The following is a 26,242-nucleotide window of genomic DNA, read 5'->3' as shown; positions in this document are numbered from 1 at the left end:
GTCTTTGTTGTCTTTGTTGTCTTTGTTGTCTTTGTTGTCTTTGTTGTCTTTGTTGTCTTTGTTGTCTTTGTTGTCTTTGTTGTCTTGAGAATTCTGCTGATTATCTTTTTGTTTATCTAGCTCTTTAGCTACTTCTAAGTTATCTTTTGCATCTGCAAAATCTGGTCTTTTTTGTATAGCTTTTGTATATGCGTCTATAGCTTTTTTGTATTCGCCCATATGCGTTAAGGCATTACCCTGGTTATACAACCCTTTAGCTGAATCATCTTTTTTAAACTCTTGATATGCGTTCTGATAATCTCCAGCCTTATAGTATGAAGAACCTTTCCAATTACTATTTTCAAAAGCTTCTGCCGCCTTTTTTGCATTACCACTATCATAATAGCTCATGCCTTGTTGATCTCTTGTTTGCCATAAATCATTCCACTTATTCGCGAAACAAAAACATGGTAATAATAACAAGGCAAATATTAATTTTCTTAGCGACATATTCTCTCCAAAATACCTCTTCTAAAAAATAGTAAACTCATAGCTACCAGCAACCAAATAAAATAAATCCCCTCATCTTGCCAAAAGATATTTGCCGACTTTTTATCTGATTTCTTTTTACCATTGCCTTGTGTATCTGATAATAACTTTTTAACATCAGTATTATTAGCTGTTAAAGTCACTAATTTTCCAGATCCAGCTTTTGCTAATGCTTCAAGTTGACTCATATCTATACCAAAATACTGGATATTGCCCCCATCATCTTTTATATAATTACCCTTATCATCTTTGGCAATACCTCCTTTTGGAGTTCCTATTGCATATACATCAGTATCTATACCTTGCTCTGCTAACTGTTTCGCTTTAGCGATAGCATCAGCTGATGGTGTTGAATCTGTTATCAAAATTATCTGACCTTTTTTTGCACCAGCCTGAGTGATTAACTGAGCAGATTTTTCTATAGCCTTATAGATATTATTACCCTGCACAGGCACAATATCTGAATTAATAACAGGGACAAGGTTCTCAACAGTATTTGCATCAGATGTTAATGGCGAGACAACAAATGGCTCACTTGAGAATACTATCATCCCAACCTGACCTTCTTTTATTCTACGCAAAATATCCAAAGTCTTATATTTTGCTCTCTCAAGCCTAGTTGGAGAAACATCTGTAGTATCCATAGATTGTGAAACATCTAAAGCAATAACTCTCGAAACATTTTCTTGATATACAGGCACATCTTTATATTTCCATGTAGGACCTGCTAATGCTAGCACAGATATAATCCACAAGCACAAAAATAAAAATGGTACTAATGACTTTTTAGTTTTTGACTGCTTACCTACAACTACATGTTCTAACAAATGACTATCACAATACTTAGCCCAACTATTTGCTTGTGAAGAACTTCTAAAAAGTAAAATAACAAAAACTGCAATAGGCACTAATGCTAACAGCCACCACGGACGCAGAAAATGAAAATCCATACTAATATCCTCTCCTACGCTTTAACCATACCATAGTCATCACAAAGCTTAACAACAGCGCAAGACCAAGACTCCATGGATATAGATATGTAACTGGTCTAACTACTGTTTTGTCTGACTCTATCGGCTCTAGCTGATCTATCGACTCGTATACTTGTTTCAAATCAGTACTATTTTGAGCTCTAAAAAACTTCCCTCCCGTCATTGTGGCAATTTTTTGTAATACTTCTGTATCTAGATCTTCTGATGTATTAACTAATCTTTCACCAAAAGTGGTCTTAACCATCATTTGTCCGCCACCTAATCCTATGGTGTATATTTTTATATGATATTGTTTAGCAAGTTCCGCTGCCTGCAAAGGTTGTAGCGCTCCAGAGTTATTTTCACCATCTGTTAGCAAAACAAGAGCTTTAGAATCACCTGGATATCTTTTAAGCTTCTTAACTGCCAAACCTATAGCATCTCCTATGGCAGTTTGTGGACCTGGTAAAGCAATACTAGCATCATCAAGCATTTTTTTGACAGTTGGAATATCAAAAGTCAACGGCGTTTGTAAATATGCCCAAGTACCAAAAAGTATCAAACCTACTCTATCTCCTTGACGAGTATCTAAAAACTCATTAGCAACACGCATTACAAGATCAAATCTTGACTCCATCTTACCATTTGACTTCTGCATATCTTGGATAGCCATACTACCAGATAGATCAATAGCCATCATTAGATCCCTACCACTTTGCGGTAAGCTAACTGGTTTGCCTAACCACTGAATACCTGAACCTGAAATAATCAGTAATATCCAAATAGTGCTTAGAATATATTTAAGATAATTTGCTTTGGTAAAGTCTCCATTTTTATTACCTCTCAACTGAGATTTTAACTGATCAAAAAATGGTGTTTTTAGTGCCAGCTGTTTATCATGTTTTACTCTTGGAAATATCCAATAGCTAATAACAGGTAAAATAATCAAAACCAAAAACCAAGGATATTCTATATTAATCACAATACTCTCCTTAGCCACTGCTCTGACACAGTCAAAATTTCATTTAGCGTTTGCTTATCTAATTCAACAGCTCTATAACTGTTTGCCAACATATTAGCTTTGGTATTTTTGAAATTTTGATTTTTCATTTTAGAATCAAGAAACTCAAGCCATTGCTCACCATGTAGAGTTTTGATTTCTTGATTTGGAAATTTTTGTAATGCTACTCTTTTTAGATATACAGATATATTTTGCAAAGCTTCTTTAGGCTTATTCTGTTGAGTTTCTTCTATTGTCCTTCTAAAATCATTAACAATAGAATCCTTGTAACTATTTCTCTTTTTTCTGAAGTGTAGAATAATCAAGAAAATAATAAAAACTAGTACAATCAAACCTAAAAGCAACCACCAGCCATAAGCCAAAGGCCACCATTGAGAGACCTTCGCTGGCAAATAAATATCTTTTAATTGAGCCAAAAGATCATTAGTTTGCATAATTAGCTATCCCATAGTTTATTGCTTTAACCAGATCATCATTTGTTGCTATCTCAATAAATCCTATTTTATTTTTACGTGAAAAATCCTTTATCGTAGTGTATCTTTCTTGATAAAGGTTTTTATAAACACTTCTTTGTTTCTTACTCGCAGCATCTAATACAATACGATGCTCACCATCACTAAAATAATATGTATCTAAAGCAGGTAACTCCTTTTCTATAGGATCATAACTAAAGATATTTATAACCTCATTTTTAGCTCTCAATAATTTAAGATACTGTTTTGCTTGCTCATCGAAACTACTAAAGTCACTAATAATAATTATCACACTATTACTACGAACTTTCGCATACAGAAACTTTATGACATCTGCTAATTTCTTTTGAGATTTAAGCTGATAATCTTTGTGATCCATCGTTATAAAATTAAACATTTTGATCAGCGCTGATTTATCTTGTTTTGCAGGATAGAAATTATAGCCTTGATCATCAAAAATGATACCACCAACCTTATCATGCGCCTCTAATGCTCCAAACCCCAACAATGCTAGTGTATTGGCAGCCTTAACACACTTAAAGCATTCCCTTGTACCAAAATTCATTGTACTATTCTGATCAACAATAAAATACAGACTACGCTCACGCTCTTCATGATAAACTTTAGTGTATGGCTTACCAAGTCTTGCTGTAAGTGACCAGTGCATCAATCTAATATCATCGCCGGCTTGATAATGTCTAACCTCATCAAAGTCCATACCACGGCCTTTAGCATTAGAGATATTTGTACCAGCATTAGTCGTATTAACTTTCTGATTAGCAAATAATTTTAGTGACTTTGCCTGATAGCGATGATTCAAAAGCTCTTGAATATCTGCCTTAACACCTTTATAACTTTTCATTGAAGATACTCTAAGGGATTGGCACAACCTTTAACAATTCAGTAATCACATCATCACTTTTAATACCATCAACATCTGCTTCAAATGTTAATAATATTCTGTGACGTAGGACTTCATATATAACTGCATGGACATCTCCAGGAGATACATAATCATTGCCAGATAACCAGGCATGTGCTCGAGCTGCTCTATCTAACGCTATCGTTCCTCTTGGACTAGCGCCAAAGGCAATCCATTTTTTGACAGCTGGACTATATTTTGATGGATCTCTAGTAGCAAGAATTAACTCAATAATATATTGTTCAAGAGCTGCTGACATCTGAACGTTCAATACTTCCTTTTGTGCTGCAAAAATTGCTTCTTGAGAAATATTTGGGTAGCGCAACTTATGCCCTAATGCTTCACCTCTACTTATAGCTAGAATCTTTGCTTCAGTTTTTGGATCCGGATACTCAATCTTCACAAAAAGCATAAATCTGTCTAACTGTGCTTCAGGAAGTGGATAAGTACCTTCTTGCTCAATTGGGTTTTGCGTAGCCATCACCATAAAAAGATTAGACAAAGGATAAGTCTTCTTACCAACCGTAATCTGCTTCTCTCCCATAGCTTCAAGCAATGCTGACTGAACCTTTGCAGGGGCTCTATTTATCTCATCAGCAAGTAATAAGTTATGAAATAATGGCCCTGACTGAAACTCAAAGCTTTGCTGTTGAGGTATATATATCTCTGTGCCTGTCAAATCTGCCGGTAAAAGATCCGGTGTAAATTGCACTCTATGATAAGAGCAATCTATACTTTCTGATAGCGTTTTAATAGCCGTTGTCTTTGCAAGTCCTGGCGCACCTTCTACAAGCAAATGCCCCCCAGCTAATAATGCTATCAACAAACGTTTATTTAAATTTTCTTGGCCAACAACACGATTGTTTAAAAACTCCAGTAATTCTTCAAACTGATTATATACAGACACAGCGTCTCCAAAACCTCTTATCTTCTTTTGTAGAGTATAGGGGTTGTTATTAGTTTTTCAAGAGCCTAGGCTCGATATAGCTAATTTACAAAGACTAAATACTGCTATAAAATTTAAACTATTACCCTATAGATTAGTATAATCCTCATGAAAACTCTTAAATTATTGACTCTTTTTATACTAGTAAGCCTAGCTCTTACTAGTTGCTCTAACAACACTGATTTATCTAACGATCTAAATGCAACTGGAGACTCTATTGTGAGCCTTGTCAATGGTACTCTTAGTGCCGAAATCAATAACACAAGCCTACAGAGTGTCTATAATGCAACTCTTCTAGCTCTAAATAATAACAGTGATAAGGTAAAGACTAGTAATATAAGCAATGATTCTGCTAGCATTACAGGTACATATATCGTAGACAAAGGCTTCTTCAATAAAACAGGAATAGATAATTTTGATATTAGACTACTCAAAGGTAAGGACAGTTCTGTAAACCTATTTATCAAAATGGGAAAATTTGGAGATCAGGAAGCATCAGTCAACTTATTGGCAGATATCAGAAGTAATTTAGGATTATAATATGAATGCAAGTATCCCTAAAGTATTATCTATACAGTCTCATGTCGCATATGGCTATGCAGGCAATAAAGCTGCTGTATTCCCGATGCAGCGACTTGGTATAGAAGTTTCTCCAATATATACAGTCCAACTTTCGAATCACACTCAGTATGATTTTTTTAAAGGATCTTTTTTTAGTGCTGAAGATATCCAGAATGTTATTGATGGAATGATTACCAATGGTTTCTTAGAAAAACAAGATGCTATATTATCTGGCTATATTGGTAATGTTGATATTGCTAAAGTTATTGCAAACACAGTTACTTTACTTAAAGAAAAAAATAAATTTAGCATATACTGTTGCGATCCCGTATTTGGCGACAAATACGATGAAGATGAAACCGGACATATTTTTGCATCAAGTGATCACCCTAAAATCTTCTTAAAATACCTATTACCACTGGCTGATATAATCACGCCAAACCTATTTGAACTAAGTACACTTAGTGATACAAAAATAAGCAGCTATAGTGATATAGCTAAAGCATGCCAAGAGCTAATCACAAAAACAAAAAATAATAAACAGATAATAATTGTTACTAGCGTCTCATTTGATAAAACTAAAACTGGGATAGCGATATATCAAAATAATAACTTCTCGTATATCGAATCTGCCAAATATAAAGTTCAGCCTAAGGTTAGCGGCTCCGGAGACATTACCGCAGCAATGTTTTTGAGTTATATTTTGAAAGGTAAAACACTAGATGAAGCACTAAATTCGGTTACTAAATGCTTAGACGGCATTTTCAGAGTTACACATGAACTGAATACTGATGAGTTAGCTCTGATCCAAGCACAGGAGTACATTAAGTAATGAATCGTTACAGTAAAATTACAGATGTTCATCGCTACAAAAGAGAAATTGTTTTACTAAAAAGTCGTCCTTGTGCTTATGGAAAGTGTACATTTTGCGACTATATACTAGATAACTCAAAAAATATTGATGAAATCAACACTACTAACTTTGATGTTTTAAATAATATCACTGGAGAATTTGGTATTCTGGAAATAATAAACTCGGGTAATATCTTTGAGCTTCCTCAAGCAACCAAAAATCGTATCAAAGAGATAATCAAAGAGAAAGATATCAAATTGTTATTTGTTGAAGCGCACTGGATGTACAAAGATCACTTACATAAAATCAAAGATTTTTTTGAAACTGATATTTTTATCAAAACAGGTTTAGAAAGTTTTGATAATGAATTTAGAGAAAAAGTTTTAAACAAAGGGTTTTTTCATAGCTCTTCAAAACAATTAAGTGAAATGTTTGACTCTGTTTGTCTTTTAATTGGAGTCATAGGACAGACAAAGGAAATGATAAAAAAAGACATTGAAATAGCTAAAAAATACTTCGATCATACAACTTTGAATCTATACGTAAATAATACAACATCAATAAAAGCAGATGAAGAGCTTAAAAAATGGTTTTTAGAAGAATACAGTCATCTGTTTAATGACCCTCAATTTGAAATACTTGCTAGCAACACTGATTTCGGTGTTGGTGATTGATACAACTTACTCAATATCAAAATACACTTAAATATGCTATCTTTGCAACACATAAATATAATTAGGTGAAGATGTTGCAACACTCGCTAAAACAAATTTCAGATATTTTAAAAGCAAGAATAATTAATGAACCGTCTGATGAAATTACTATTTCAGGCCTTAACTATGCAGAATCTGCAAAAGAAAGTGACCTAACTCTTATCGATCAAAATGAGCATATAAAACTCTGGAAAAACTCAAAAGCTGCTGCTGCTATAGTCAGTGATAAGATTAGCTCTGAACTGGCTCAAACTAGCGATAAACCGTTGTTAGTGGTAAATAATGCTGATTTAGCTATGGCTAAAATATTAGAGCTTTTTTCTTTACCATCTTCAGAACAGAATGGCATTCACGAAAGGGCTGTCATAGACCCAACAGCAAAAATCGGCAGAAACGTCTCAATCGGTCCGGGAGCATATATTGGTAAGAATGTCGAGATTGGAGATAACACCATAATCTACGCTAATGTATGTATTTATGATGATACAAAGATTGGCACTAACTGTATTATATGGCCAAGTGTTACGATTCGAGATAGAACCATTATAGGACATTACTGTAGACTATATTCTAACTGCTCTATAGGTACAGATGGCTTTGGTTACAGACCCTCAGAAGATGGTAGAAGCATAGTTAGAATCCCTCATATAGGTAATGTTGTAATTGGTAGTTTTGTAGATATTGGTTCAAACACATGTATTGACAATGCTAAATACGGCTCAACAATAATTGGTGATTATACGAAAATCGACAACCTAGTTCAGATAGGTCACAATGTCATTATAGGTAAAGGCTGTATGATATGTGGACAAGCAGGTATCAGCGGCTCTGTGACAATAGGTGATGGTGTGGTAATAGCAGGCAATGCGGGTATCAAAGATCATACCAAAATAGGTAGCGGAGCTCGAATTGGAGGTAAGGCTGGCGTGATGTGGGATGTACCTGCTGGTGAGAGTCATATGGGATACCCAGCATACAAGGATACTGAATTAGCTAAGCAATGGATTGCTATCAGAAAACTTCCAGAAACCATGAAAAAACTCAAAGCGCTAGCAAAAAGTCTAAAAATTGATCTATAGAGCTCTACATTAACTTTTTTGCTTATTTAAATTTCTAATATTGCAAATAAGATTTTTTAATATCAGACTTAATCACATTACAACTCGGACTGTTTATTTCTCATAAAAACTACTCTGAAAGCTAATGTCCACATTAATTTTGATCATTTCACATCTTAAACTCTAAATAAATACTATACCATTTCAGTATACTCAAAGCCTTTATTTTCAATATTTTGACACGAATTTATTTTTTGATTTAGACTATTAATATGTTACAATTTGAACTGTATAATTAAAGGTAAGAAAAGACCTCTGAATCGTTAAGTTATAAGATTTTTTCTTTCCACTTCTTTTACAAAAGGAAACAACACTAAAATACTAGAACTATAAGGAGAAGCAATATGTTACCAACGCTTTTGTCTGTTGACTTAGCAAGATGGCAGTTTGGTCTAACAGCGTTATTTCACTTCTTATTTGTTCCTCTAACATTAGGTCTAACGTGGATTTTATTCACAATGGAAGTTATGTATGTAAGAACAGGTAAGCAAGTATATAAAGACATGGTTAAATTTTGGGGTAAATTACTCGGTATAAACTTTGCCCTAGGAATTATTACTGGTCTAACTATGGAGTTTGAATTTGGTACTAACTGGTCATACTACTCTCAGTCAGTAGGTGATATATTTGGTACTCCGCTAGCTATTGAAGGTTTAGCTGCATTTATGCTTGAATCTACTTTTGCTGGTTTATTCTTCTTTGGTTGGGATAAACTATCGAAGAAACAACACTTACTATCCACATTCTGTTTGGCCATAGGTTCGAGCTTCTCTGCGCTACTAATCTTAGTTGCTAACGGGTATATGCAACATCCTACAGGTTCTGAATTTGTTGCTGCTACAATGAGAATGGAAACTGTAAGCTTACTAGATGTATTCTTAAATCATACTGCACAGACAAACTTTGGTCATGTAGTAACAGCAGGATATACAACTGGCGCTATATTTGTTATAGGTATAAGTGCATTTTATCTAACAAAAGGTCGTGATATTGCATTTGCTAAAAGATCTATGAGTGTAGGTTTAGGTTTTGGCTTAGTTGCTTGTACTATGGCTATTTTCTTCGGTGATGCAAATGGTGTGGACGCATTTAAAGTACAGCCTTTAAAAATGGCTTCTATAGAGGCTGAGTGGGATACTTCCAAAGCTCCAGCAGCATTTAATGCTATTGCATTCCCTAGTCAAGAGAGTCAAGAAAACCATTTAGCAATAGAAATACCTGCTGTATTAGGTTTAATTGCTACTCACTCTACAGATGTTGAGATTCCTGGTGTTAAAGCAATTCTTTATGGAAAAATGACTGCTGATGGCACTAGAGATCCAAACCTTGCATACTATAGAGATATAGCAACAGGAGAAACAGCCGAAGTATCTCCAGAAGTGGCAGAATCAAATCCTAGCGTTTATGAGAAAGTACCTTCTGCCGTAGTTATGATTAAAGAAGGTGGTCTTGCTTATGCAGATCTTCTGAAATGGAGAGAAACTGGTCACGAAGGCGATACTCCAGATGGTAGCTACACTAACTATAACAACCCTACTTATCAGCAATACATGGGCTTTGGTAAAATGTTAATACAAGCAGCTCAAAACAAATATGGTTCAGCTGATTCTGCGAGCATTGCTAAAGCTGCAAATGATCCTGAATTAGTTAATGCTGTTGCTACTAACATGGTTCCTGATGTTGCAAGCATATTCTGGACATTTAGAATCATGGTTGGCATTGGCTTCTTCATGTTTGCATTAATAATTGTAGGTTTAATACTAGTAACAAGAAATGCTCTAACTAGTAATAAGTTTGGTAAGTTCATTCTAAGAGTAATGACATTTACAATTCCTTTACCATTTATTGCTTGCTTATCAGGTTGGTATGTAACTGAACATGGTCGTCAACCATGGACAGTTTATAATGAGCTTCCAACCAATATTAGTTCATCAGCATTAACTGCTTTTGATGTTGGTACGTCTATGGCAATCTTCTGCCTAATAGACTTAAGCTTATTTGCTGTATTAATTTTCTTAATGTTCAAGTATGCAAGACTAGGCCCTAGCTCACTAGGATCTGGTAAATACCATTTTGAACAAAACAAAAATGATAAATAAGGAGAGATAAATGTTATTAGATGTTTTACAAATTATCTCTTGGCTAGTTGTAGGAGTTCTAATATTCTTAGTAGCTGCTACTGTTGGTTTTGACTTTGGTGTAGGTATTCTTGCTAAATTTGTTGGTAAAAATGACTACGAAAAAAGAGCTATCATAAATACAGTTGGTCCTACTTGGGATGGTAGCCAAGTTTGGTTTATTACAGCTGGTGGTGCTATATTTGCTATTTGGCCACAAGTTTATGCTACAAGCTTCTCAGGTTTATATATTGCAATCTTACTAGTGCTATGGGGACTTTTCTTAAGACCACCTGCTTTTGAGTACAGAAAGAAAATAGATAACCCTACGTGGAAAAACTTCTGGGACTGGATGCTTTTATTAGGAAGTGTTATTCCTATAGTTGTCATGGGCGTAGCGGTTGGTAACTTATATTTAGGTTTCCCTATCTCTTACGATGACACTTCAAGATTAATATACGGTACTGTTACTAACGGTCAATATCAATCTATGTGGGTTACTTTGATACACCTACTAACTCCATTTGCGTTATTGTTTGGTATATTTGCTCTAAATATGTCGCTAATGCATGGTTCAGCTTATGCTAAGCTTAGAACAGACGGTGTTTTAAGAGATAGATTTAGAAAAATCACAAATGTTACAGCGACTATCTACTTAGTTTTATTTGTAGTTGCAGCTATTTGGATTGCTCTAATACCAGGATATCAGTACTCTACTGGTGCAAGCTGTACATACGCATCAGAAGCATTACAACATCCGTTTAGCGCTGGAGTTATTACTAATGACCATTCTTGGTATTATAACTTCACGCAAGCTAAAACTATTTGGATGTGGTTTGCTCCTATTCTAGCTTTTGTTGGCGCATTACTTGTTATCAAGTTCAACAACAAAGATAAAGATGGCTTAGCGTTTATAGCTAGTATGGCTTCTCTACTGGGTGCTGTATTAACAGTTGGTTTCGCATTATTCCCATTCATTATGGTGTCTAATGTAGGTAACTTCCAATATAGCTTAACAGTATTTAACGCAAGTAGTAGCCAAACTTCTCTAATAGGTATATTATGTGCAGCTGTTATTATACTTCCAATCATCTTCTCTTATACATTCTTTGTGTATAAGAAAATGTGGGCAAATGGTCGTAGAGTATCTGCTGAAGAAGTTAAAGCAAACTCTCACGAGTTATACTAAGAGGAGACTAGTATGTTTTATTTATTATGGATTACATCTGCATTTGTAGCTGTTGGTGCTGGTTGTTTCGTAGCTAGCAGAATCGACAAAAAAGAAGACTAATTTTCTATCTGCTATTTTCTTCTATTTTATTTCTTCTCTTTGATATAAAATTTTTTCATTCAAATTTTATTTGTTTAAGAAAATGAAAAAAATAACATATCTAACTATCGCTTTATTTTTTGTTATAACATCTAATTGTTATGCGGATATTATTGTCGGAACAACTGGAGATTATGCGCCTTTTTCAATTTATGATAAAAACGATAATAAATTCTCTGGGAAAGATATTGATCTCATAAAAGCTTTTGCTAAAGCAAATAATGAAGATATTAAATTTGTTAAAACCACTTGGGCAACTGCAGAAGGTGATCTAAAAGATAATAAGTTTGAGGTCTTTGTAGGAGGTATGACAATAACTCCTGCTCGCCAAGCAAAATTCATATTCTCTACTCCACTAGGCTCTTTTAGTAAGGCTGCAATGACTAACTGTAAAAACCTACCTAAGTTCAAGAGCTTTGCAGATATAGATAATCCAAACACTCTAATCATCGAAAATAGAGGTGGTACCAATGAAAATTTTGCCTTGCAGAAAATCAAAAATGCTCAATTATTAATTATCGCTGATAATAAGCTTGCGGTTAAATCTATCACCGATGGTATAGATGGCATATATCCAGATATAATGTTTACCGATTCTCCTGAAATTGCATATCAGCACTCTATAAATCCAAGTATTTGCCAGATACAAATTAAAGTTGATGATAATATTTCATATAAGGCTTTTATGTTTAATAACACTTCAGCAGAGAAAAGCCTCGCGAATAAATTTAATGACTGGATAAAAGATAACCCTAAAATTCTTCACCAATATTTAAATTCAGAAAAATAATAGTCTGCTAAATCAACCTAACTCTATTGGATCAATATCAAAATACGTCTTAACTGAGTTCTTTAAATTAGACATTATCTGAGTATTAACAACCCATTTAATTATTGAATTTATCTGACTACGAGAGTTTGAAGTTAAAAGTATACTATAGCGATATACATTATTTTTTTTCAGATGAAGCGCTGGTAAAGGTTTAGATACCTGTACAGAAGAACTATCTTTCAAGCTCAAATATATTTGCTCTAAAATATTTAAGACTTTATTCTCATTTTTTGATTCAGCTATGATTTGTGCTTGATAGGTATATGGTGGATAGCTCGCGTACTTTCTTTGCTCAAGAAGATAGGCTAAAAAGTCAAGGTAATCACTATTTACTAATAACTGTAAAAGTTTATTATCAGGCTGATATGTCTGCAGTATTATCCTTCCAGGTTTATCTGCCCTCCCAGCTCTTCCAGAGACTTGAACTATCATTTGCGCTGTTCGCTCTATTGCATGGAAATCAGTACTATATAAACCTGCATCAATATTAATTAACCCTGCTAAGGTAATATTCTCGAAATGATGCCCTTTTGCTATCATCTGAGTACCAACTATAACATCAACTTGCTTATCATTTATCATTTGATTGATGCTATGTAGGTCATTCATAGTTTTGATATTTGATCTATCAAAGCGCACTATCTTATTATATGGAAATCTGGCTTCTATTCTTGATTGAACTTTCTCAGTACCACTACCATAAGCAAACAGTTCTTCAGCATTACAACTTGGACAAGCTGTAACTATCTGCTTACGAGAACCACAAAAATGGCATTCTAAATACTGATATGGATGTGTATGTAATGTATATGGCTTATCACATCTCTTACACTCTACCGCCTCGCCACAGCTTTTACAGACCAAAGCCTTAGCAAATCCTAGTTTATTAATAAATATTAGTGATTGTTGATGATCATTAATATTCTGCTCAATCAATGAAAAAAGAGTTCTACTAATGCCATTATCAACAATACTTGATTTTAGATCTAATAATTCAATCGTGTTCTGGTGTGAGTTTAGTGCTCTTTTATTAAGCTTGAGTAAGCTATACTTACCAATCACATGGTTATAATAACTTTGAATAGATGGTGTAGCACTCCCTAAAACCACAGGGATATCAAGTTGACTAGTTCGAAATATAGCAACATCACGAGCATTATAGCGAATAGTTGTTGTTTGTTGTTTATATGAACTATCATGCTCTTCATCAACGATGATAATTCCAAGATTCTTAAAATCAGCCAAAACCCCACTTCGAGTAGCTATTACAATATCAGCTTCGCCTTTTTTTATCTTTAACCAGTTAGTCAGTCTAGCTTTATCACTTAACTTAGAATGCAAAGCAACAACACTTTTATCTACAAATCTTTTCTCAAATCTTTTAATTGTCTGTGGTGTAAGATTTATTTCTGGCACTAAGACAAGAACTTGTTGAGACTTTGCTAAAAAGCTCTGAATGGTATGTAAGTAAACTTCTGTTTTGCCACTTCCAGTTACTCCGTAAAGTAGAGATACCTTAAAACCCGATCGTGATGTAATTTGCTCAAAAGCGTATTGCTGCTCTGAATTAAGTAACTTAGGTGAATCTGATTCTATAGTATTATTATACTGTCTTAACTTATAAGTTTTTTTGAGGATGTTTTTATCAAGCAATTTATTAATAACATAGCTAGAAGTTAATTCTTTTAAATCCTCAAAACGAAGCGCTTCATTATTAGCAAAAATTTTTAGAACCTCTTGCTGTTTTGGAGTCAGTTTATGTTGCTGTAGTTCTATTTGATCTAAATATAAATAGGTGTCTTTCTGAGGATAAACTTGCTCAGTTTTCAAAAAATCATTTGGTAAAGCCAAACGTATGGCATTATATAAATCACAACAATAATACTGCGATAACCACAAAATAAGTCTTTGTACTGCATCACTAATAGGTTGATCTATAACTTTTATTATAGGCTTTACCTTTGTAAGGTCATAATCAATCTTTACATCTTTAGCTACAACAAAGCCTATAACTTGACGCTTACCCACCTGTACAGAAACTCTACTAAATAGCTCGACATTAGTATTTTCAATAATATAATCAAGTAAATAAGTAGGAGGTACAGCTAAAGCAACCTTAACAATCATTATATAACTTCTACAGTTTTTGTATTTTTATACCAGTAATAAAAACCATACACAGCTGTAATGAAGAATATGAAGTTTTGTAGCACTTGACCATATAATTCTTGTTGATACATAACTACAACAAAGTATAAATCGGAAATAATCCATACAATCCAATTTTCCATAAACTTCTCTATAGTCATGATAATTGCTGTAAATGTAATACCAGTAAGCATCCCAGTAGATATAATGTCTGCAGAACCAGTGATATAGTTAAATACAATACTAAAAATACATAATATTATTAGATAAACGATATAACGAAAATAGTCAGCTCTCTTCATCCATTTAACAGTCTTATGATCACCATCTATACCTTGTGTATACCACTTATACCAACCATAGCTGAAGAATATTACATAAACAAATTGGAGTAATACCAGTGAATATGTACCTTTCATTGTAAACAAAAATAACAAAAGTATCGCACCTACTATACCTAAAGACCAAGACCACACTTTAAGCCTTGCCAAATATATCGTATACAATACATTTATAATCAATGCAGAATAATCAAGAGTCTCAAATATCATTACATAAATCCTTATACGCCTAAAAACACTCGTATAATTTTATATCAAGATCTTTGTATAAGTCAGACTTTATTACATTAATTTTTCTTATAGAGCTTGTTTTGAAATTAATTGTTGGATTACATGCCAAATATATCTCATACAAGTTGATACTAAAAACATCACAGTTTAAATAACAAACATCTTGGGCTGTTATCCTAATAATATTTGCCGTTTCTAAATCATATAAAATTTTCTTAACCTTATCATAATCAGCAACTGCCATTTTTTGATACATCTGATCAATACTAATCCCATTTCTTAGCTCTCTTTGAGCTATATGCAATTCTTTAAGCATGCACACACTAATACTTAAATCATCTCTTTTTACTTCTTTTTTGAAATCTAGCGTTACCTCCATATATTGTATAGCTTTGATCATTACAGCCCCCAGAAGAGTAATTTGCCAAGCAACGAAGACCCAAAGTATAAAAATAGGTATCAAAGATAACGATCCATAAATTACTGAATAAGTAGGTACATAAAACATATATAGTGCAAAAGTCTTCTTTGCAATAGAAAAAACTATCGCAACCAAAAATGCTACAATTAATGCCGTTTTTGAGTTAATCCTTGTATTAGGTAATATTTTATAAAAAACAAAAAATCCTGCTATTAAAAAAATTAAAGATAATCCGTTTAAAAGATATTGCTCAATACCAATATCTTTTACAAACCAAGCCATAGAGATAAGATATGTACTAGAAATAAATACAAAACCCATAAGTATAGGCCCCATTGTCATCAAAGCCCAATAAACCAATAAACTCTGAACTAGCGGTCGTTGTTTATTAACATAAAAAACTTTATTTAAAGTAATCTCTAATTTTTTAATCATCAGAAAAATAACGACCAATAGAACTATAACTGATGTAATTGGCAAAGAAGTCATTTTATCAGAAATACTTGTGATGTACTGCTGAACTGTCGCTGCTGTCTCGGGAAGCATGTTCTGAAAAAGAAAATTCTGTAAATTTTCAGAGAGAGAACTAAATGCGTTAAAAGCATTCAAAATATTTATTATAATGAAAAAAGCTGGTACGATAGCAAACAAACTCGTCAGAGTTATAGCAGCCGCAACTGTTGGACAATCTTTACGAAGATATTCTTTGAAGACCCAGATCCAATAGTTTTTAAATATTGACAAATATTTTTTGTATAATTTGATATCAAACATAGAAAAATAATAATGAAAAACATACTAATACTATACTACAGCCAAGGTGGAAGTACAAAGAAAATGGCTCATACCATAGCCCTAGGTGTAGAAGCTACAGGTGCTACTGCCATAGTCCGTACGGTACCAAATATTTCAGCAAAAACTGAGCAAATTGATTCTAAAATTCCAGATAGTGGCGACCTTTATGCAATAAAAGAAGATCTCGCAAACTGTGATGGTTTAATAGTTGGAAGTCCAGCATATTTTGGCAATATGGCATCACCCTTGAAGTATTTCTTAGAAATCAATAGTGATATATGGTTTAAGGGTAGCCTAATTGGCAAACCAGTTGGTTTTTTTACCGCAGCTTCGGGAATGCACTCTGGGCATGAAAGCACTTTATTATCAATGATGATCCCGTTCATACATCATGGTTGTCTAATTGTAGGTGTACCATATAGTGAACAAGCTCTAGAGCATACTCGGACAGGTGGCACTCCATATGGAGCATCTCATCTAAATACATTTTCACCAAATAAAACCATGTCTGATGATGAAATCAAAATATGCAAAACACTCGGTAAAAGAATAGCTAATATTGCTAATAAACTTTGTAGTTAGGAGTATATAAATGAAAATTTTTTCTTATGCCTTAATATTTTTATCACTATTAATATTAAGTAGTTGTAGTACATCAGAACCAAGCTATTCTGCTAATTCTGTAGGCCAAGTATCTCAAGTCAAACAAGGTAAAATCATAGATATTCAGCAAGTTCATATCAAGGGTTCTGACAATGTTGGTGCTCGTGTTGGAGGTTTAGCTGGTGGACTTGGTGGTGCTCTAGCAGGTAGTGGCAATATGTTAACTAGTATTGCTGGTTCTATCGGTGGAGCTGTGGTTGGTGGTATTGCAGGAGGAGCGACAGAGGATGCAATAACATCTTCAAAAGGTTATCAATTTACAATACAACTAAATAACGGAGATACTCTTGCAATACTCCAAGAAGATAAACATGGTTTAAATATTGGTGATCAAGTAACTATATATATGTCAGGAAATAATACTCGAATTGTTCCTGCAAAAAACTAAAAATCAATATTAAAAATAAGTAAAATTTGCTTTCACAATAGTTATCGTTTACTATATATTTTGTCATTCTTATAATGCTTAGTTCCAGTCCGTAATCACTAAGCAATTTTTTGATAAAGAGGAATCTAATAAAATGTATAAGAAAAAAGTTACCGCTTTAGGATTAAGCATATGGTTCGCGTGTGCATTTTTTTATGCCCTTGAATATTTCGTAAGATCATCGACAGGAGCTCTACTTGATGGCTTTACAGAGGAGCCATATAATCTTACGCTTGCAGCAACTGCAATGTTTAGCTCATCTTTCTACTGGAGTTATATAATTTCACAGATCCCAGCAGGTATTCTTGTAGATAAATTTGGGATTAAACGAGTCATGATAGTGAGTTCTGCAATATTTTCAGTAGCGATGCTAATTGCCACTGTAGCTCATAACGAATCAATGCTTTTAACTTATAGAATACTAGCAGGTTTCGGTGGTGGATTTGCTATTTTGTGTGCTATAAAAGCGATTGCTATCTGGTTACCAAACAGATTATTCCCTGCATTTACAGGCTTAACTCAATTTGTACTATACGTTGGAGCTACTCTTTCAGCTGCACCTTTAGTGTTCTTGGCTAGACATTTAAGCATTTCACAAATTATGGCTTTAATATTCATAATTTCTGTAGTTTTGTTACTTGTCAGTATATTTATAATACGTGTACACCCTGACTATTCTAAACAAAACAAGCAAAATGAGCAAAAGACAAGTAATCTAAAAGATATTGTTACTGTATTCAAAAACAAACAAATTTGGTTTAATGGTTTGTATTGCTTTACCATCTATGGAACGACTGTTCTTTTTGCTGACTTATGGGGAATAAAATACCTACAGCTGACCGGCTTCTCTCAAGCCAATGCAGGTTATTGTACTTCACTAATTTTTATTGGTGTAGCCATATCTAGTCCAATATGGGGAGTTATTGCCTCAGTATTTGATGGAGAGAAAAAATTCTTATTGATTACACCTATTTTTGGATTCTTTATTGTTACATACTTATTATTTTTCAATACAAGTTTCCCTGTAGCTGTAATCTTATGTATCCTCTTTGGTGCTGTGCAAGCTGTCCATGTTCTTAATTACTCTGCTTTGAGAAATACTGTCTCTGCAACACAGATAGCGACTGGATTAGCAGTAGTAAATATGTTCTTACCGCTAAGTGGTGGAATACTACAGCCTACTACTGGAGCATTAATAACTCATCTTAAACAGTCACATGAGACGCTGTATGCTTTCCAAAGTACATTAGTAATTATTCCTATATTAATGATTCTTTCTTTTGTAATAGCTTTATTCATTAAAGATTCAAATAACTAAAATATATACTGCTTTACTCTAACTTTTTTTTAATCTATTATTTGTTATAAAATTTTGAACCTATATTAAGATATGAAAAAATTAATAATTGCCGTAGCTGCAGCGATAGTCATTATAGCTTTTGTAGCTGTCAACTTTCTAACAAAAGATACCTCTAAACCACAAACAACGAAGGGATCTCATGATATAACTGTCGTTGCTGCTGAAAACCAGTATGGAAGTATAGCTCAGCTTATAGGTGGTAGTAATGTTAAAGTAACAAATATCATAAATAATGCTGATGGAGACCCGCATACTTTTATATCATCTGTTAAAAATGCCAAGCTTCTAGCTGAAGCTGACGTAATTATTTACAACGGTGCCGATTATGACTCATGGATTATACCTATTCTTAAGAGCAACAAACACGCTACAATCATTAAGGTACAAGATCTTATAGACTATCCAGAGACTCCAAAATTTGGTATTAACCCACATCTTTGGTATGATCCAGATACATTCCCTGCCTTAGCTAAAAAACTAAAAGAAGTATTCTCTACAGAAGATTCGATTGATAGCAATTTATTTGAAAAAAACTATGTTAATTTCGAGCATAAATATCAACAAGTCTACGACCTCGTCAAACAGATTAAGCAGGCTAATACAGCCACTCCAGTCACTGCTACTGAGCCATTATTTGGTTATATGGCAAGTGCTTTAGGTTTAGATATGAAAGGTCTAGCATTCCAATGGGTCATCATGAATGAGTCTGAACCTAGCCCTAAAATGATGATTGATTACCAAAAATTATTCAAGGATAAAGAAGTCAAAGTTCTTTTCTATAATAAGCAAGTTACTGATAATGTCACTAATAAAATGTTAGAACTAGCAGAAGAAAACGATATACCTGTAGTCGGTATTACAGAAACAATGCCTACAAATGAAGATGCTATTACATGGATGGTAAAATCATTACAAAAAACGGCTGAAGCACTAGATAAAACGAACCAATAAAATGATCAAATGTTCTAACCTAACAATTGGTTATAATAAGCCAATTACACAACCTCTTAACCTTGAAATTCCAACTAATGCTTGGGTAGGTATAGTAGGTAAAAATGGTGTTGGTAAATCAACTTTTTTCAAAACACTCTTAGGCAAGATACCGAGCATATCTGGCTCTATCACTATTAACAATGCAAAAGTTGATATTAATAATATTAGCTATATACCTCAAGAGCGCGAAATCAACTTTGAGGAAAAAACCTCTGGCTATACTCTAGTAAAATACAGCTATAAGCCAAATTCATGGGGATTACCCTTATTTGATAAAAGCTTCAAAAATAAATTAGAATATCTTATAACACTAACTCAAACACAAGAGTATATACACAAACCTTTTAAAAATCTCTCAGGGGGTCAAAAAAAACGTATATATCTAGTTCAAGCTCTCATAAATAATCCTAAAGTGCTACTTTTAGATGAACCATTATCTGATCTTGATCCAGATGCAAAGCAAAGATTCTTGGCATGTTTAAAAGCAATTCATAAAAAAGAAAGTATTACATTACTACTAATCTCTCATGATATGAAAGAGATCAGCTCTCAACTTGATGCTTTTATTCACTTTAAGGATGGTCAATGCCACTATTGTAATGAGATGCCATGCCTACAGGAGGATATCTGTGTTTAACTATACTTTCATGATCTATGCTTTTATAGCTGGAACCATAATTGCTCTTATATGTGGTATTATTAGTTTTTTTGTAATTATCAGAAGACTATCATTTGCATCTCATGCTCTAGGACATATTAGTCTTACAGGTGCATCCGGAGCAGTGCTACTAAATTTATCTGCCATGACTGGACAACTTGTTATAAACCTAGTCGCAGGCCTTCTTATGGGCGCCTTTGGTGATAAAATCAAAAAAAATGATATCGCAATAGGTATTGTTTTGACTTTCTTTTTGGGTCTTGGTACTTACTTCCTATTTTTATATCAAAGTGGCTATTCTGGCTCCGTGATGTCCATCCTTGTTGGTGATATCCTCACTGTGACATTAGAGCAGATATATATACTACTTGTTCTTGCTATATTTACCATAGCTCTTTTAGCTATGATTGCTAGGCCATTATTTATATCCTCGATTGACCCAATATTTGCTGAATCAAAAAAGATTCCCAATAAACTTTTGTCTATCTTACTTTTCATCTGTATTGCGATTACTGTATCTATGGCTTGTCAGGTTGTTGGTATATTATTAGTGTTCTCACTACTTATAGGTCCGGCCGCGATTGCTACGCAATGGGTAGATGGCTTTTATAAACCTATATTCCTAAGTACAGTTATATCCATCTTGACTGTCTGGTCTGGGATTGTAGCTGCCTATTATATCGATGTTCCTATTAGCTTTTTTATCACTACTATTATCTGTATCTTATATCTAATAAGTATCATAAAAAATAAATTCTATTAATTTTTGCTAATCTAGCAAGTTGTCACTATACCGAAACATTATTTACGATTATAATTATGCTAATTTTAGTATACTTAATTTAAAAAAATGATAATAACTAAAGAAATTGAATACCGTGGTGATGGCATTTTATTAAAAGGCTTTTGTGCATACCCTGATAGAGGGGCACATTTACCAGCAGTTTTAGTAGCCCCAACATGGGCAGGTAGAGATAATTTTGCTTGTGAAAAAGCAATCGCTATGGCAAAAAAAGGCTATTTAGGTTTTGCCATAGATATCTATGGTGAAGCTAAAGTAGGTAGTTCTAAAGAAGAGAATGCAAATCTTATGAATAGTCTACTTGAAGACAAACATGCTCTTATGACTAGACTTAGGTCTGCATACAATATTGTTAGAAAGATGCCTCGCGTAGATAAGTCAAGTGTTTCTGCGATAGGCTTTTGCTTCGGTGGTAAATGTGTTCTAGATATGGCTAGGTCAAACTTTGAATTAAAAGCAGCTATTAGCTTCCACGGCTTACTAGAATCTAATATTATAAAAGAACAAAAAATAGACACAAAAATACTTGTGCTACATGGTTATAATGACCCTATGGTACCACCAGAGCAAGTTAATAGGTTTCAACAAGAAATGAATATGCGTAAAGCTGACTGGCAACTACATACTTTTGGTAATACATATCACGCTTTTACTAACCCTAATGCAAATGATCCTGAATTTGGTACTGTATTTAGCAAAGAGTCTAATAAAAGGGCATGGAAATTAGCGGAAGATTTTCTAAGAGAGACTTTTGTTAGTAGTTATTTCTAAAATGCAAATATCAGATTTAATAATATTTTTCTCAAATGTAGCAACTCAAAACTTAGTTGAGATTTAAAATACTCTTCCTTAAGATAAAAAATTGTATAATAACCAACAATTAATTATCATAAATTGTAGTTGACATGTAGCAGTTTCACAGTATTAAAGACTGTCTATTAAATACTTCAAAGTTATAAAATAACTAATAATGACATTTCGTGAATATATCTTTTAAGAAAATTTACTTATTATCCTTCATGATACCAATATAAGGTAACTGACGATATCTATCATTATAGTCTAAACCATAGCCGACTATAAACTTATCCTCGATTTCAAAACATATATAGTCGAGGTTTACTTCTCTTTCTAGCCTAGCTGGTTTAAATAGCAAAGTCGCAAATTTTAAGCTCTTTGGCTCTAGCTCATTTATACCATCCATAAGCTTATGGTAAGTATGACCAGTATCGACAATATCTTCGACTATAATTACGTTTTTACCCTGAATATACTCCTTTTTCAAAGAACCTATTGTAGAAATTACTTTACCTGAGCTAACAGTACCAGAACCATAAGATGAAGCCGTCACAAAGTGAGTCCTAAGATCAACATCTAACTTCCTAGTTAGGTCTGCAAAAAACATAAAAGAACCTTTCAATACACAAATCAATACAATTTCTTGACCTGCATAATCTTTATTTATTTTATCAGCTAGCTTTGTGATCTCAGTTTCTAGCTGTTGGGCATTTATATATACTTCTGTATTATCTTTAGCAAAACTCATAATTAACCCTTTTTGAAATAATCTTCAAAGAATAAAATCTGTTCTCTTGATGGGCCATAAGCCAATGAAGATATTGGAATACCAATATGATTTTCTATAGTTCTTAAATATGTTTTAAGAGCTGTTGGCATATTTTCTTTTGTTACAACCTCATCAAGAGAGAATGGCTCCATATCTACCAATATAGGCTCAACCTTGTATAGATCTATGCCTGGATAAGCACAGAATATTTCTTTGCCTTCATACTTATAGCCTATACATATCTTTAGGGTATCTAAATCAGAAAGAACATCAACTTTTGTCAATGCTATAGACGTTAGATTTGAACACTTAGCAGAATACTTAAGCAATGGTAAATCTAGCCAACCACATCTACGAATACGACCTGTTGTTACACCAATTTCACCACCTTTTTTCTGTATAAATAATCCCGTATCATCAAATAGTTCAGTAGGGAAAGGACCTTCACCTACTCTAGTAGTGTAAGCTTTTGTGATACCTATCACATGATCAAGATTGTACCCTGCTGTTGTTGCACCTGAGTACACTCCAGCTACGGATGTATTTGAAGATGTTACAAATGGATATGTACCATAATCAATATCTAAAAGCACACCTTGCGCCCCTTCATATACAACATTTTTACCTGCAGAAACTGCTTGATCGATGATAGAGAAAGTATCAGCCGAATACTGCTGAAGCTTTTGTCCTAGAGTATACAATCTCTCAAACTCTTCTTCCAAAGATGGATATTCTACTTTGTATAGATCTCTAAATAGAGTCTCTTTTTCTGATAATGAAAGTACTAATCTTGATCTTAGAACATCCTTATCAAATAAATGCTTAAATTTGATACCTTTACGTGACACTTTGTCTTCATAAGCAGGCCCGATACCTTTACCAGTTGTACCAATCTTTTCAGTAGTACTATTTTCTCTAACAGCGTCCAAAAGTTTGTGATATGAAGTAATAACTGTACAAGATTCTGAGACAAACAGATTATCTGCAGATATCTCAATACCTGTATCTTGCAGACGTGTAATTTCTGTATCTAGAGCTATAGGATCAACAACTACACCATGACCTATTACACACTTTGTATGCTTATGCAAAACACCTGAAGGAATCAAATGAAGAAATGTTTTTTGACCATTTACTACTAAAGTATGACCAGCATTATTACCGCCCTGATAGCGAACAACTAAATCTGACTTTTCAGCTAATGTATCGGCTATTTTTCCTTTGCCTTCATCACCCCACTGTGCACCAACGATTACAATATTTGACATATTAAATTGAATATCTAAAGATTAAAGTTCTGATACTAAATATACTAATATATTAGTGAGTATTTTACTAGTAAAATATCCTATAAACAAAAGCGTTTTGACTAAGATTTTGTGATTAAAATTGTTATAATAAGATTTTAATTTTAAGTTTTAACACACTATTAACAAGGAAAAATCATGTCAAAAATAAAAAGGGTTCTAATATCCATATCTGATAAAACAGGTATTGTTGAATTTGCCAAAGCATTAAGCAAATATAATGTCGAAATACTTTCAACAGGTGGAACATCAAAAACCCTTAAAGAAGCTGGTATAAATGTAAAAGATGTATCTGATCATACCCAATTCCCAGAAATTATGAATGGTCGCGTAAAGACTCTTCATCCTCTAATTCATGGTGGCATCTTAGCAGATAGAGATAACTCTGAGCATCTACAAGCAATGACAGACAACAATATTGGTCAAATTGATATGGTTGTAGTTAATCTATACCCTTTTGTTAATACTGTTAAATCAGGGGCTGACTTTGACACTTGTATCGAAAATATCGATATAGGTGGGCCATCAATGGTGCGTTCATGTGCAAAAAACCACAAACATACAACTATTGTAACAAATCCTAACCAGTATGAAATAGTTGCAAAGGAAATGGCAGACAATGATGGTCAAACAACTCTAGCTACTCGCCGTAAATTTGCTAAAGAAGCGTTTGCTCATACTGCTGAGTATGATAGCCACATCGCAAATTGGTTCAGCAAAGAATTAGATGAAGAATATCCAGAAAAATTATTCTCAGTAGGTACTCTAAAGCAAGTGCTAAGGTACGGTGAAAACCCTCATCAAAAAGCAGCCTTATACTCTACTGACACTGTTTGTATAAGCATTACAAATGCTAAGCAACTACAAGGTAAAGAACTATCATACAACAACCTAAACGATGCTGATGGTGCATTTGAAATGGTTTGTGAGTACTCAGAGCCCTCATGTGCGATTATCAAACATGCAAACCCTTGTGGTATCGCATCTGGTAAAAATGCTTTTGAAGCTTGGACAAAGGCTCTAGCTTGTGATCCAATTTCAGCATTTGGTGGTATTGTTGCATTTAACTGCGAGGTTGACAAAGAATTTGCAGAATCTCTAGGCAAGATGTTCCTAGAAGTAATAATTGCACCAAGCTATACTCAAGAAGCTCTTGAAATCTTAGCTGCTAAAAAGAACCTTAGAGTATTAGAGACAGGCAAAGCATTTGATACAAAATCATCACGCATGATTAGCAAAAATATTCATGGTGGAATACTATCACAATCTTATGACAACGGTGGTGTTGAAATAAATGATTGTAAAGTTGTAACTGACAGAGCCCCAACGGACAAAGAATGGGCTGATATGATGTTTGCTTGGAAAGCTGTTAAATATGTCAAATCTAATGCTATCGTCTATGCTAGAGATACTCAAACAGTTGGTATCGGTGCTGGGCAAATGTCACGTGTTGACTCTGCTCGAATCGGAGCAGAAAAAGCACAAGCTCATGAGAGTGCTAAAGGTTCTGCTGTAGCTTCAGATGCTTTCTTCCCATTTGCTGATGGTTTAGAAGAGTGTATCAAGGCTGGAGCAACTGCTGTAATCCAACCAGGTGGCTCAAAGAATGACCAAGAAGTTATTGACGCTGCTAACAAAGCTGGCATAACTATGGCCTTCACAGGTATGAGACATTTTAGACACTAATAAAACCATATATAGTTAATTTGTTACAAAATATATCATAATAGAAATCCAAGGACTGTCCTAGATAACTAAGTTATGTTAGGACAGTTTTGATAAGAAAAAGTAAATTAAGTTCATACAAACAATACATATAAAGTTAGCAGATGTCTATGAGACTCATAGATTAGAAACAATGTTAGAAAATTTAACTTTGCTAGAGCTAGTTACTTTTATACAGTAAAAGTAAATGCTCAAGCCCTATTAAAAGCTATATGTTTTAATGCTTTAAAAGCTGTCAAATGGCTTAACTAAGATATATCTATTCATAGATTAATATGAAACATAAAATAAGAATATTAAAGTCAGATTTTTCTAAAAATACTCAAGATTAAAAGACATGAGAAAGTCCTTAGATCAACTCAACTGCCTTTTCAATAAATAGTCTTAATAACTATTTAGCAATAGACTAGATAATCATT

Annotated in this window: 27 protein-coding genes; 16 read left to right on the top strand and 11 right to left on the bottom strand. The window is 33.7% G+C overall.

The genetic code is table 11. The features are described 5' to 3' along the window. From ACKTR7_RS09645 to ACKTR7_RS09620, 6 genes are all read right to left on the bottom strand, one after another. A partial coding sequence (locus ACKTR7_RS09645; protein ID WP_407878095.1) for a tetratricopeptide repeat protein occupies positions 1–489 on the bottom strand: 489 nt, incomplete at its 3' end. Next, positions 480–1,478 (bottom strand): vWA domain-containing protein, encoded by a 999-nt coding sequence (locus ACKTR7_RS09640; protein ID WP_222830152.1) that lies wholly within the window; start codon positions 1,476–1,478, stop codon positions 480–482. The genes ACKTR7_RS09645 and ACKTR7_RS09640, both read right to left, overlap by 10 nt. 1 nt (position 1,479) lies before the next feature. Next, complete coding sequence (locus ACKTR7_RS09635) at positions 1,480–2,481, bottom strand: vWA domain-containing protein (protein WP_222830153.1); 1,002 nt, start codon at positions 2,479–2,481, stop codon at positions 1,480–1,482. After that, a complete protein-coding gene (locus tag ACKTR7_RS09630; protein WP_407878094.1) occupies positions 2,478–2,954 on the bottom strand; it encodes a DUF4381 domain-containing protein in 477 nt (158 codons plus the stop codon). Before ACKTR7_RS09630 ends, ACKTR7_RS09635 begins: the two co-directional genes overlap by 4 nt. Continuing rightward, on the bottom strand, positions 2,944–3,855 hold the full coding sequence (locus ACKTR7_RS09625) for a DUF58 domain-containing protein (protein WP_407878093.1): 912 nt from the start codon (positions 3,853–3,855) through the stop codon (positions 2,944–2,946). Before ACKTR7_RS09625 ends, ACKTR7_RS09630 begins: the two co-directional genes overlap by 11 nt. A 10-nt stretch (positions 3,856–3,865) precedes the next feature. Then, the gene (locus ACKTR7_RS09620; protein WP_407878092.1) at positions 3,866–4,822 is read right to left on the bottom strand and encodes an AAA family ATPase; all 957 of its coding nucleotides are present in this window, start codon (positions 4,820–4,822) and stop codon (positions 3,866–3,868) included. A 147-nt stretch (positions 4,823–4,969) separates the two neighbouring features. On the opposite strand from ACKTR7_RS09620, the gene ACKTR7_RS09615 reads away from it, so the two are divergent. From ACKTR7_RS09615 to ACKTR7_RS09580, 8 genes are all read left to right on the top strand, one after another. Next, positions 4,970–5,401 carry a DUF3568 family protein gene (locus ACKTR7_RS09615; RefSeq protein WP_407878091.1) on the top strand — a complete coding sequence of 144 codons (432 nt, stop codon included), beginning with the start codon at positions 4,970–4,972 and terminating at the stop codon, positions 5,399–5,401. Between the two features lies 1 nt (position 5,402). Beyond that, positions 5,403–6,254, top strand: a complete 852-nt coding sequence (gene pdxY, locus ACKTR7_RS09610) for a pyridoxal kinase (protein ID WP_407878090.1) — start codon at positions 5,403–5,405, stop codon at positions 6,252–6,254. After that, entirely contained in the window at positions 6,254–6,949 is a 696-nt protein-coding gene (locus tag ACKTR7_RS09605) for a radical SAM protein (protein WP_407878089.1), read from the top strand. The genes pdxY and ACKTR7_RS09605 overlap by 1 nt, the downstream gene beginning before the upstream one ends. Before the next feature lie 74 nt (positions 6,950–7,023). Then, positions 7,024–8,067, top strand: coding sequence for a UDP-3-O-(3-hydroxymyristoyl)glucosamine N-acyltransferase (lpxD, locus tag ACKTR7_RS09600; RefSeq protein WP_407878098.1), 1,044 nt, complete (start codon positions 7,024–7,026; stop codon positions 8,065–8,067). Positions 8,068–8,450: 383 nt separating this feature from the next. Further along, positions 8,451–10,205 (top strand): cytochrome ubiquinol oxidase subunit I, encoded by a 1,755-nt coding sequence (locus tag ACKTR7_RS09595; RefSeq protein WP_407878088.1) that lies wholly within the window; start codon positions 8,451–8,453, stop codon positions 10,203–10,205. 10 nt (positions 10,206–10,215) lie between these two features. Next, positions 10,216–11,412 carry a cytochrome d ubiquinol oxidase subunit II gene (gene cydB / locus ACKTR7_RS09590; RefSeq protein WP_407878087.1) on the top strand — a complete coding sequence of 399 codons (1,197 nt, stop codon included), beginning with the start codon at positions 10,216–10,218 and terminating at the stop codon, positions 11,410–11,412. A 12-nt stretch (positions 11,413–11,424) separates the two neighbouring features. Beyond that, complete coding sequence (locus ACKTR7_RS09585; protein WP_030003323.1) at positions 11,425–11,514, top strand: hypothetical protein; 90 nt, start codon at positions 11,425–11,427, stop codon at positions 11,512–11,514. 82 nt (positions 11,515–11,596) lie between these two features. Further along, entirely contained in the window at positions 11,597–12,343 is a 747-nt protein-coding gene (locus tag ACKTR7_RS09580) for a transporter substrate-binding domain-containing protein (RefSeq protein ID WP_407878086.1), read from the top strand. Positions 12,344–12,355: 12 nt separating this feature from the next. Here the strand turns inward: ACKTR7_RS09580 and priA are convergent, their stop codons facing one another. The 3 genes from priA to ACKTR7_RS09565 are packed head-to-tail and all read right to left on the bottom strand — an operon-like array spanning position 12,356 to position 16,300. Next, positions 12,356–14,512: a replication restart helicase PriA gene (priA, locus tag ACKTR7_RS09575; protein WP_407878085.1), complete on the bottom strand. Its 2,157-nt coding sequence runs from the start codon at positions 14,510–14,512 to the stop codon at positions 12,356–12,358. Then, on the bottom strand, positions 14,512–15,084 hold the full coding sequence (gene pnuC, locus ACKTR7_RS09570) for a nicotinamide riboside transporter PnuC (RefSeq protein WP_407878084.1): 573 nt from the start codon (positions 15,082–15,084) through the stop codon (positions 14,512–14,514). The genes priA and pnuC overlap by 1 nt, the downstream gene beginning before the upstream one ends. Before the next feature lie 19 nt (positions 15,085–15,103). Continuing rightward, on the bottom strand, positions 15,104–16,300 hold the full coding sequence (locus ACKTR7_RS09565; protein ID WP_407878083.1) for a YhjD/YihY/BrkB family envelope integrity protein: 1,197 nt from the start codon (positions 16,298–16,300) through the stop codon (positions 15,104–15,106). Positions 16,301–16,306: 6 nt separating this feature from the next. On the opposite strand from ACKTR7_RS09565, the gene wrbA reads away from it, so the two are divergent. From wrbA to ACKTR7_RS09530, 7 genes are all read left to right on the top strand, one after another. Continuing rightward, positions 16,307–16,903 carry an NAD(P)H:quinone oxidoreductase gene (gene wrbA / locus ACKTR7_RS09560; protein WP_407878097.1) on the top strand — a complete coding sequence of 199 codons (597 nt, stop codon included), beginning with the start codon at positions 16,307–16,309 and terminating at the stop codon, positions 16,901–16,903. Positions 16,904–16,913: 10 nt separating this feature from the next. Continuing rightward, positions 16,914–17,372 carry an outer membrane lipoprotein gene (locus ACKTR7_RS09555; RefSeq protein ID WP_407878082.1) on the top strand — a complete coding sequence of 153 codons (459 nt, stop codon included), beginning with the start codon at positions 16,914–16,916 and terminating at the stop codon, positions 17,370–17,372. Between the two features lie 133 nt (positions 17,373–17,505). Next, positions 17,506–18,729 (top strand): MFS transporter, encoded by a 1,224-nt coding sequence (locus ACKTR7_RS09550; RefSeq protein ID WP_407878081.1) that lies wholly within the window; start codon positions 17,506–17,508, stop codon positions 18,727–18,729. Between the two features lie 72 nt (positions 18,730–18,801). Next, entirely contained in the window at positions 18,802–19,722 is a 921-nt protein-coding gene (locus tag ACKTR7_RS09545) for a metal ABC transporter solute-binding protein, Zn/Mn family (protein WP_407878080.1), read from the top strand. A gap of 1 nt (position 19,723) precedes the next feature. Continuing rightward, positions 19,724–20,401, top strand: coding sequence for a metal ABC transporter ATP-binding protein (locus ACKTR7_RS09540; RefSeq protein WP_407878079.1), 678 nt, complete (start codon positions 19,724–19,726; stop codon positions 20,399–20,401). Continuing rightward, the gene (locus ACKTR7_RS09535) at positions 20,343–21,185 is read left to right on the top strand and encodes a metal ABC transporter permease (protein ID WP_222830345.1); all 843 of its coding nucleotides are present in this window, start codon (positions 20,343–20,345) and stop codon (positions 21,183–21,185) included. Before ACKTR7_RS09540 ends, ACKTR7_RS09535 begins: the two co-directional genes overlap by 59 nt. A gap of 87 nt (positions 21,186–21,272) precedes the next feature. Continuing rightward, entirely contained in the window at positions 21,273–21,995 is a 723-nt protein-coding gene (locus tag ACKTR7_RS09530; protein ID WP_407878078.1) for a dienelactone hydrolase family protein, read from the top strand. Positions 21,996–22,227: 232 nt separating this feature from the next. On the opposite strand, the gene hpt is transcribed toward ACKTR7_RS09530, so the two are convergent. Next, a complete protein-coding gene (gene hpt, locus ACKTR7_RS09525) occupies positions 22,228–22,770 on the bottom strand; it encodes a hypoxanthine phosphoribosyltransferase (RefSeq protein ID WP_407878077.1) in 543 nt (180 codons plus the stop codon). 2 nt (positions 22,771–22,772) lie between these two features. Continuing rightward, positions 22,773–24,059, bottom strand: coding sequence for an adenylosuccinate synthase (locus tag ACKTR7_RS09520; protein WP_407878076.1), 1,287 nt, complete (start codon positions 24,057–24,059; stop codon positions 22,773–22,775). A 177-nt stretch (positions 24,060–24,236) separates the two neighbouring features. Here ACKTR7_RS09520 and purH point away from each other — a divergent pair, with 177 nt between their 5' ends. Next, positions 24,237–25,784, top strand: coding sequence for a bifunctional phosphoribosylaminoimidazolecarboxamide formyltransferase/IMP cyclohydrolase (purH, locus tag ACKTR7_RS09515; RefSeq protein ID WP_407878075.1), 1,548 nt, complete (start codon positions 24,237–24,239; stop codon positions 25,782–25,784). Positions 25,785–26,242 lie beyond the last annotated feature (458 nt).

This window comes from Francisella sciaenopsi (genome assembly GCF_045862875.1).
In the GTDB taxonomy this organism is placed as follows: domain Bacteria; phylum Pseudomonadota; class Gammaproteobacteria; order Francisellales; family Francisellaceae; genus Francisella; species Francisella sciaenopsi.
Note: the sequence above shows the minus strand (reverse complement) of the source record. Positions and strands in the feature narration are given on the sequence as shown.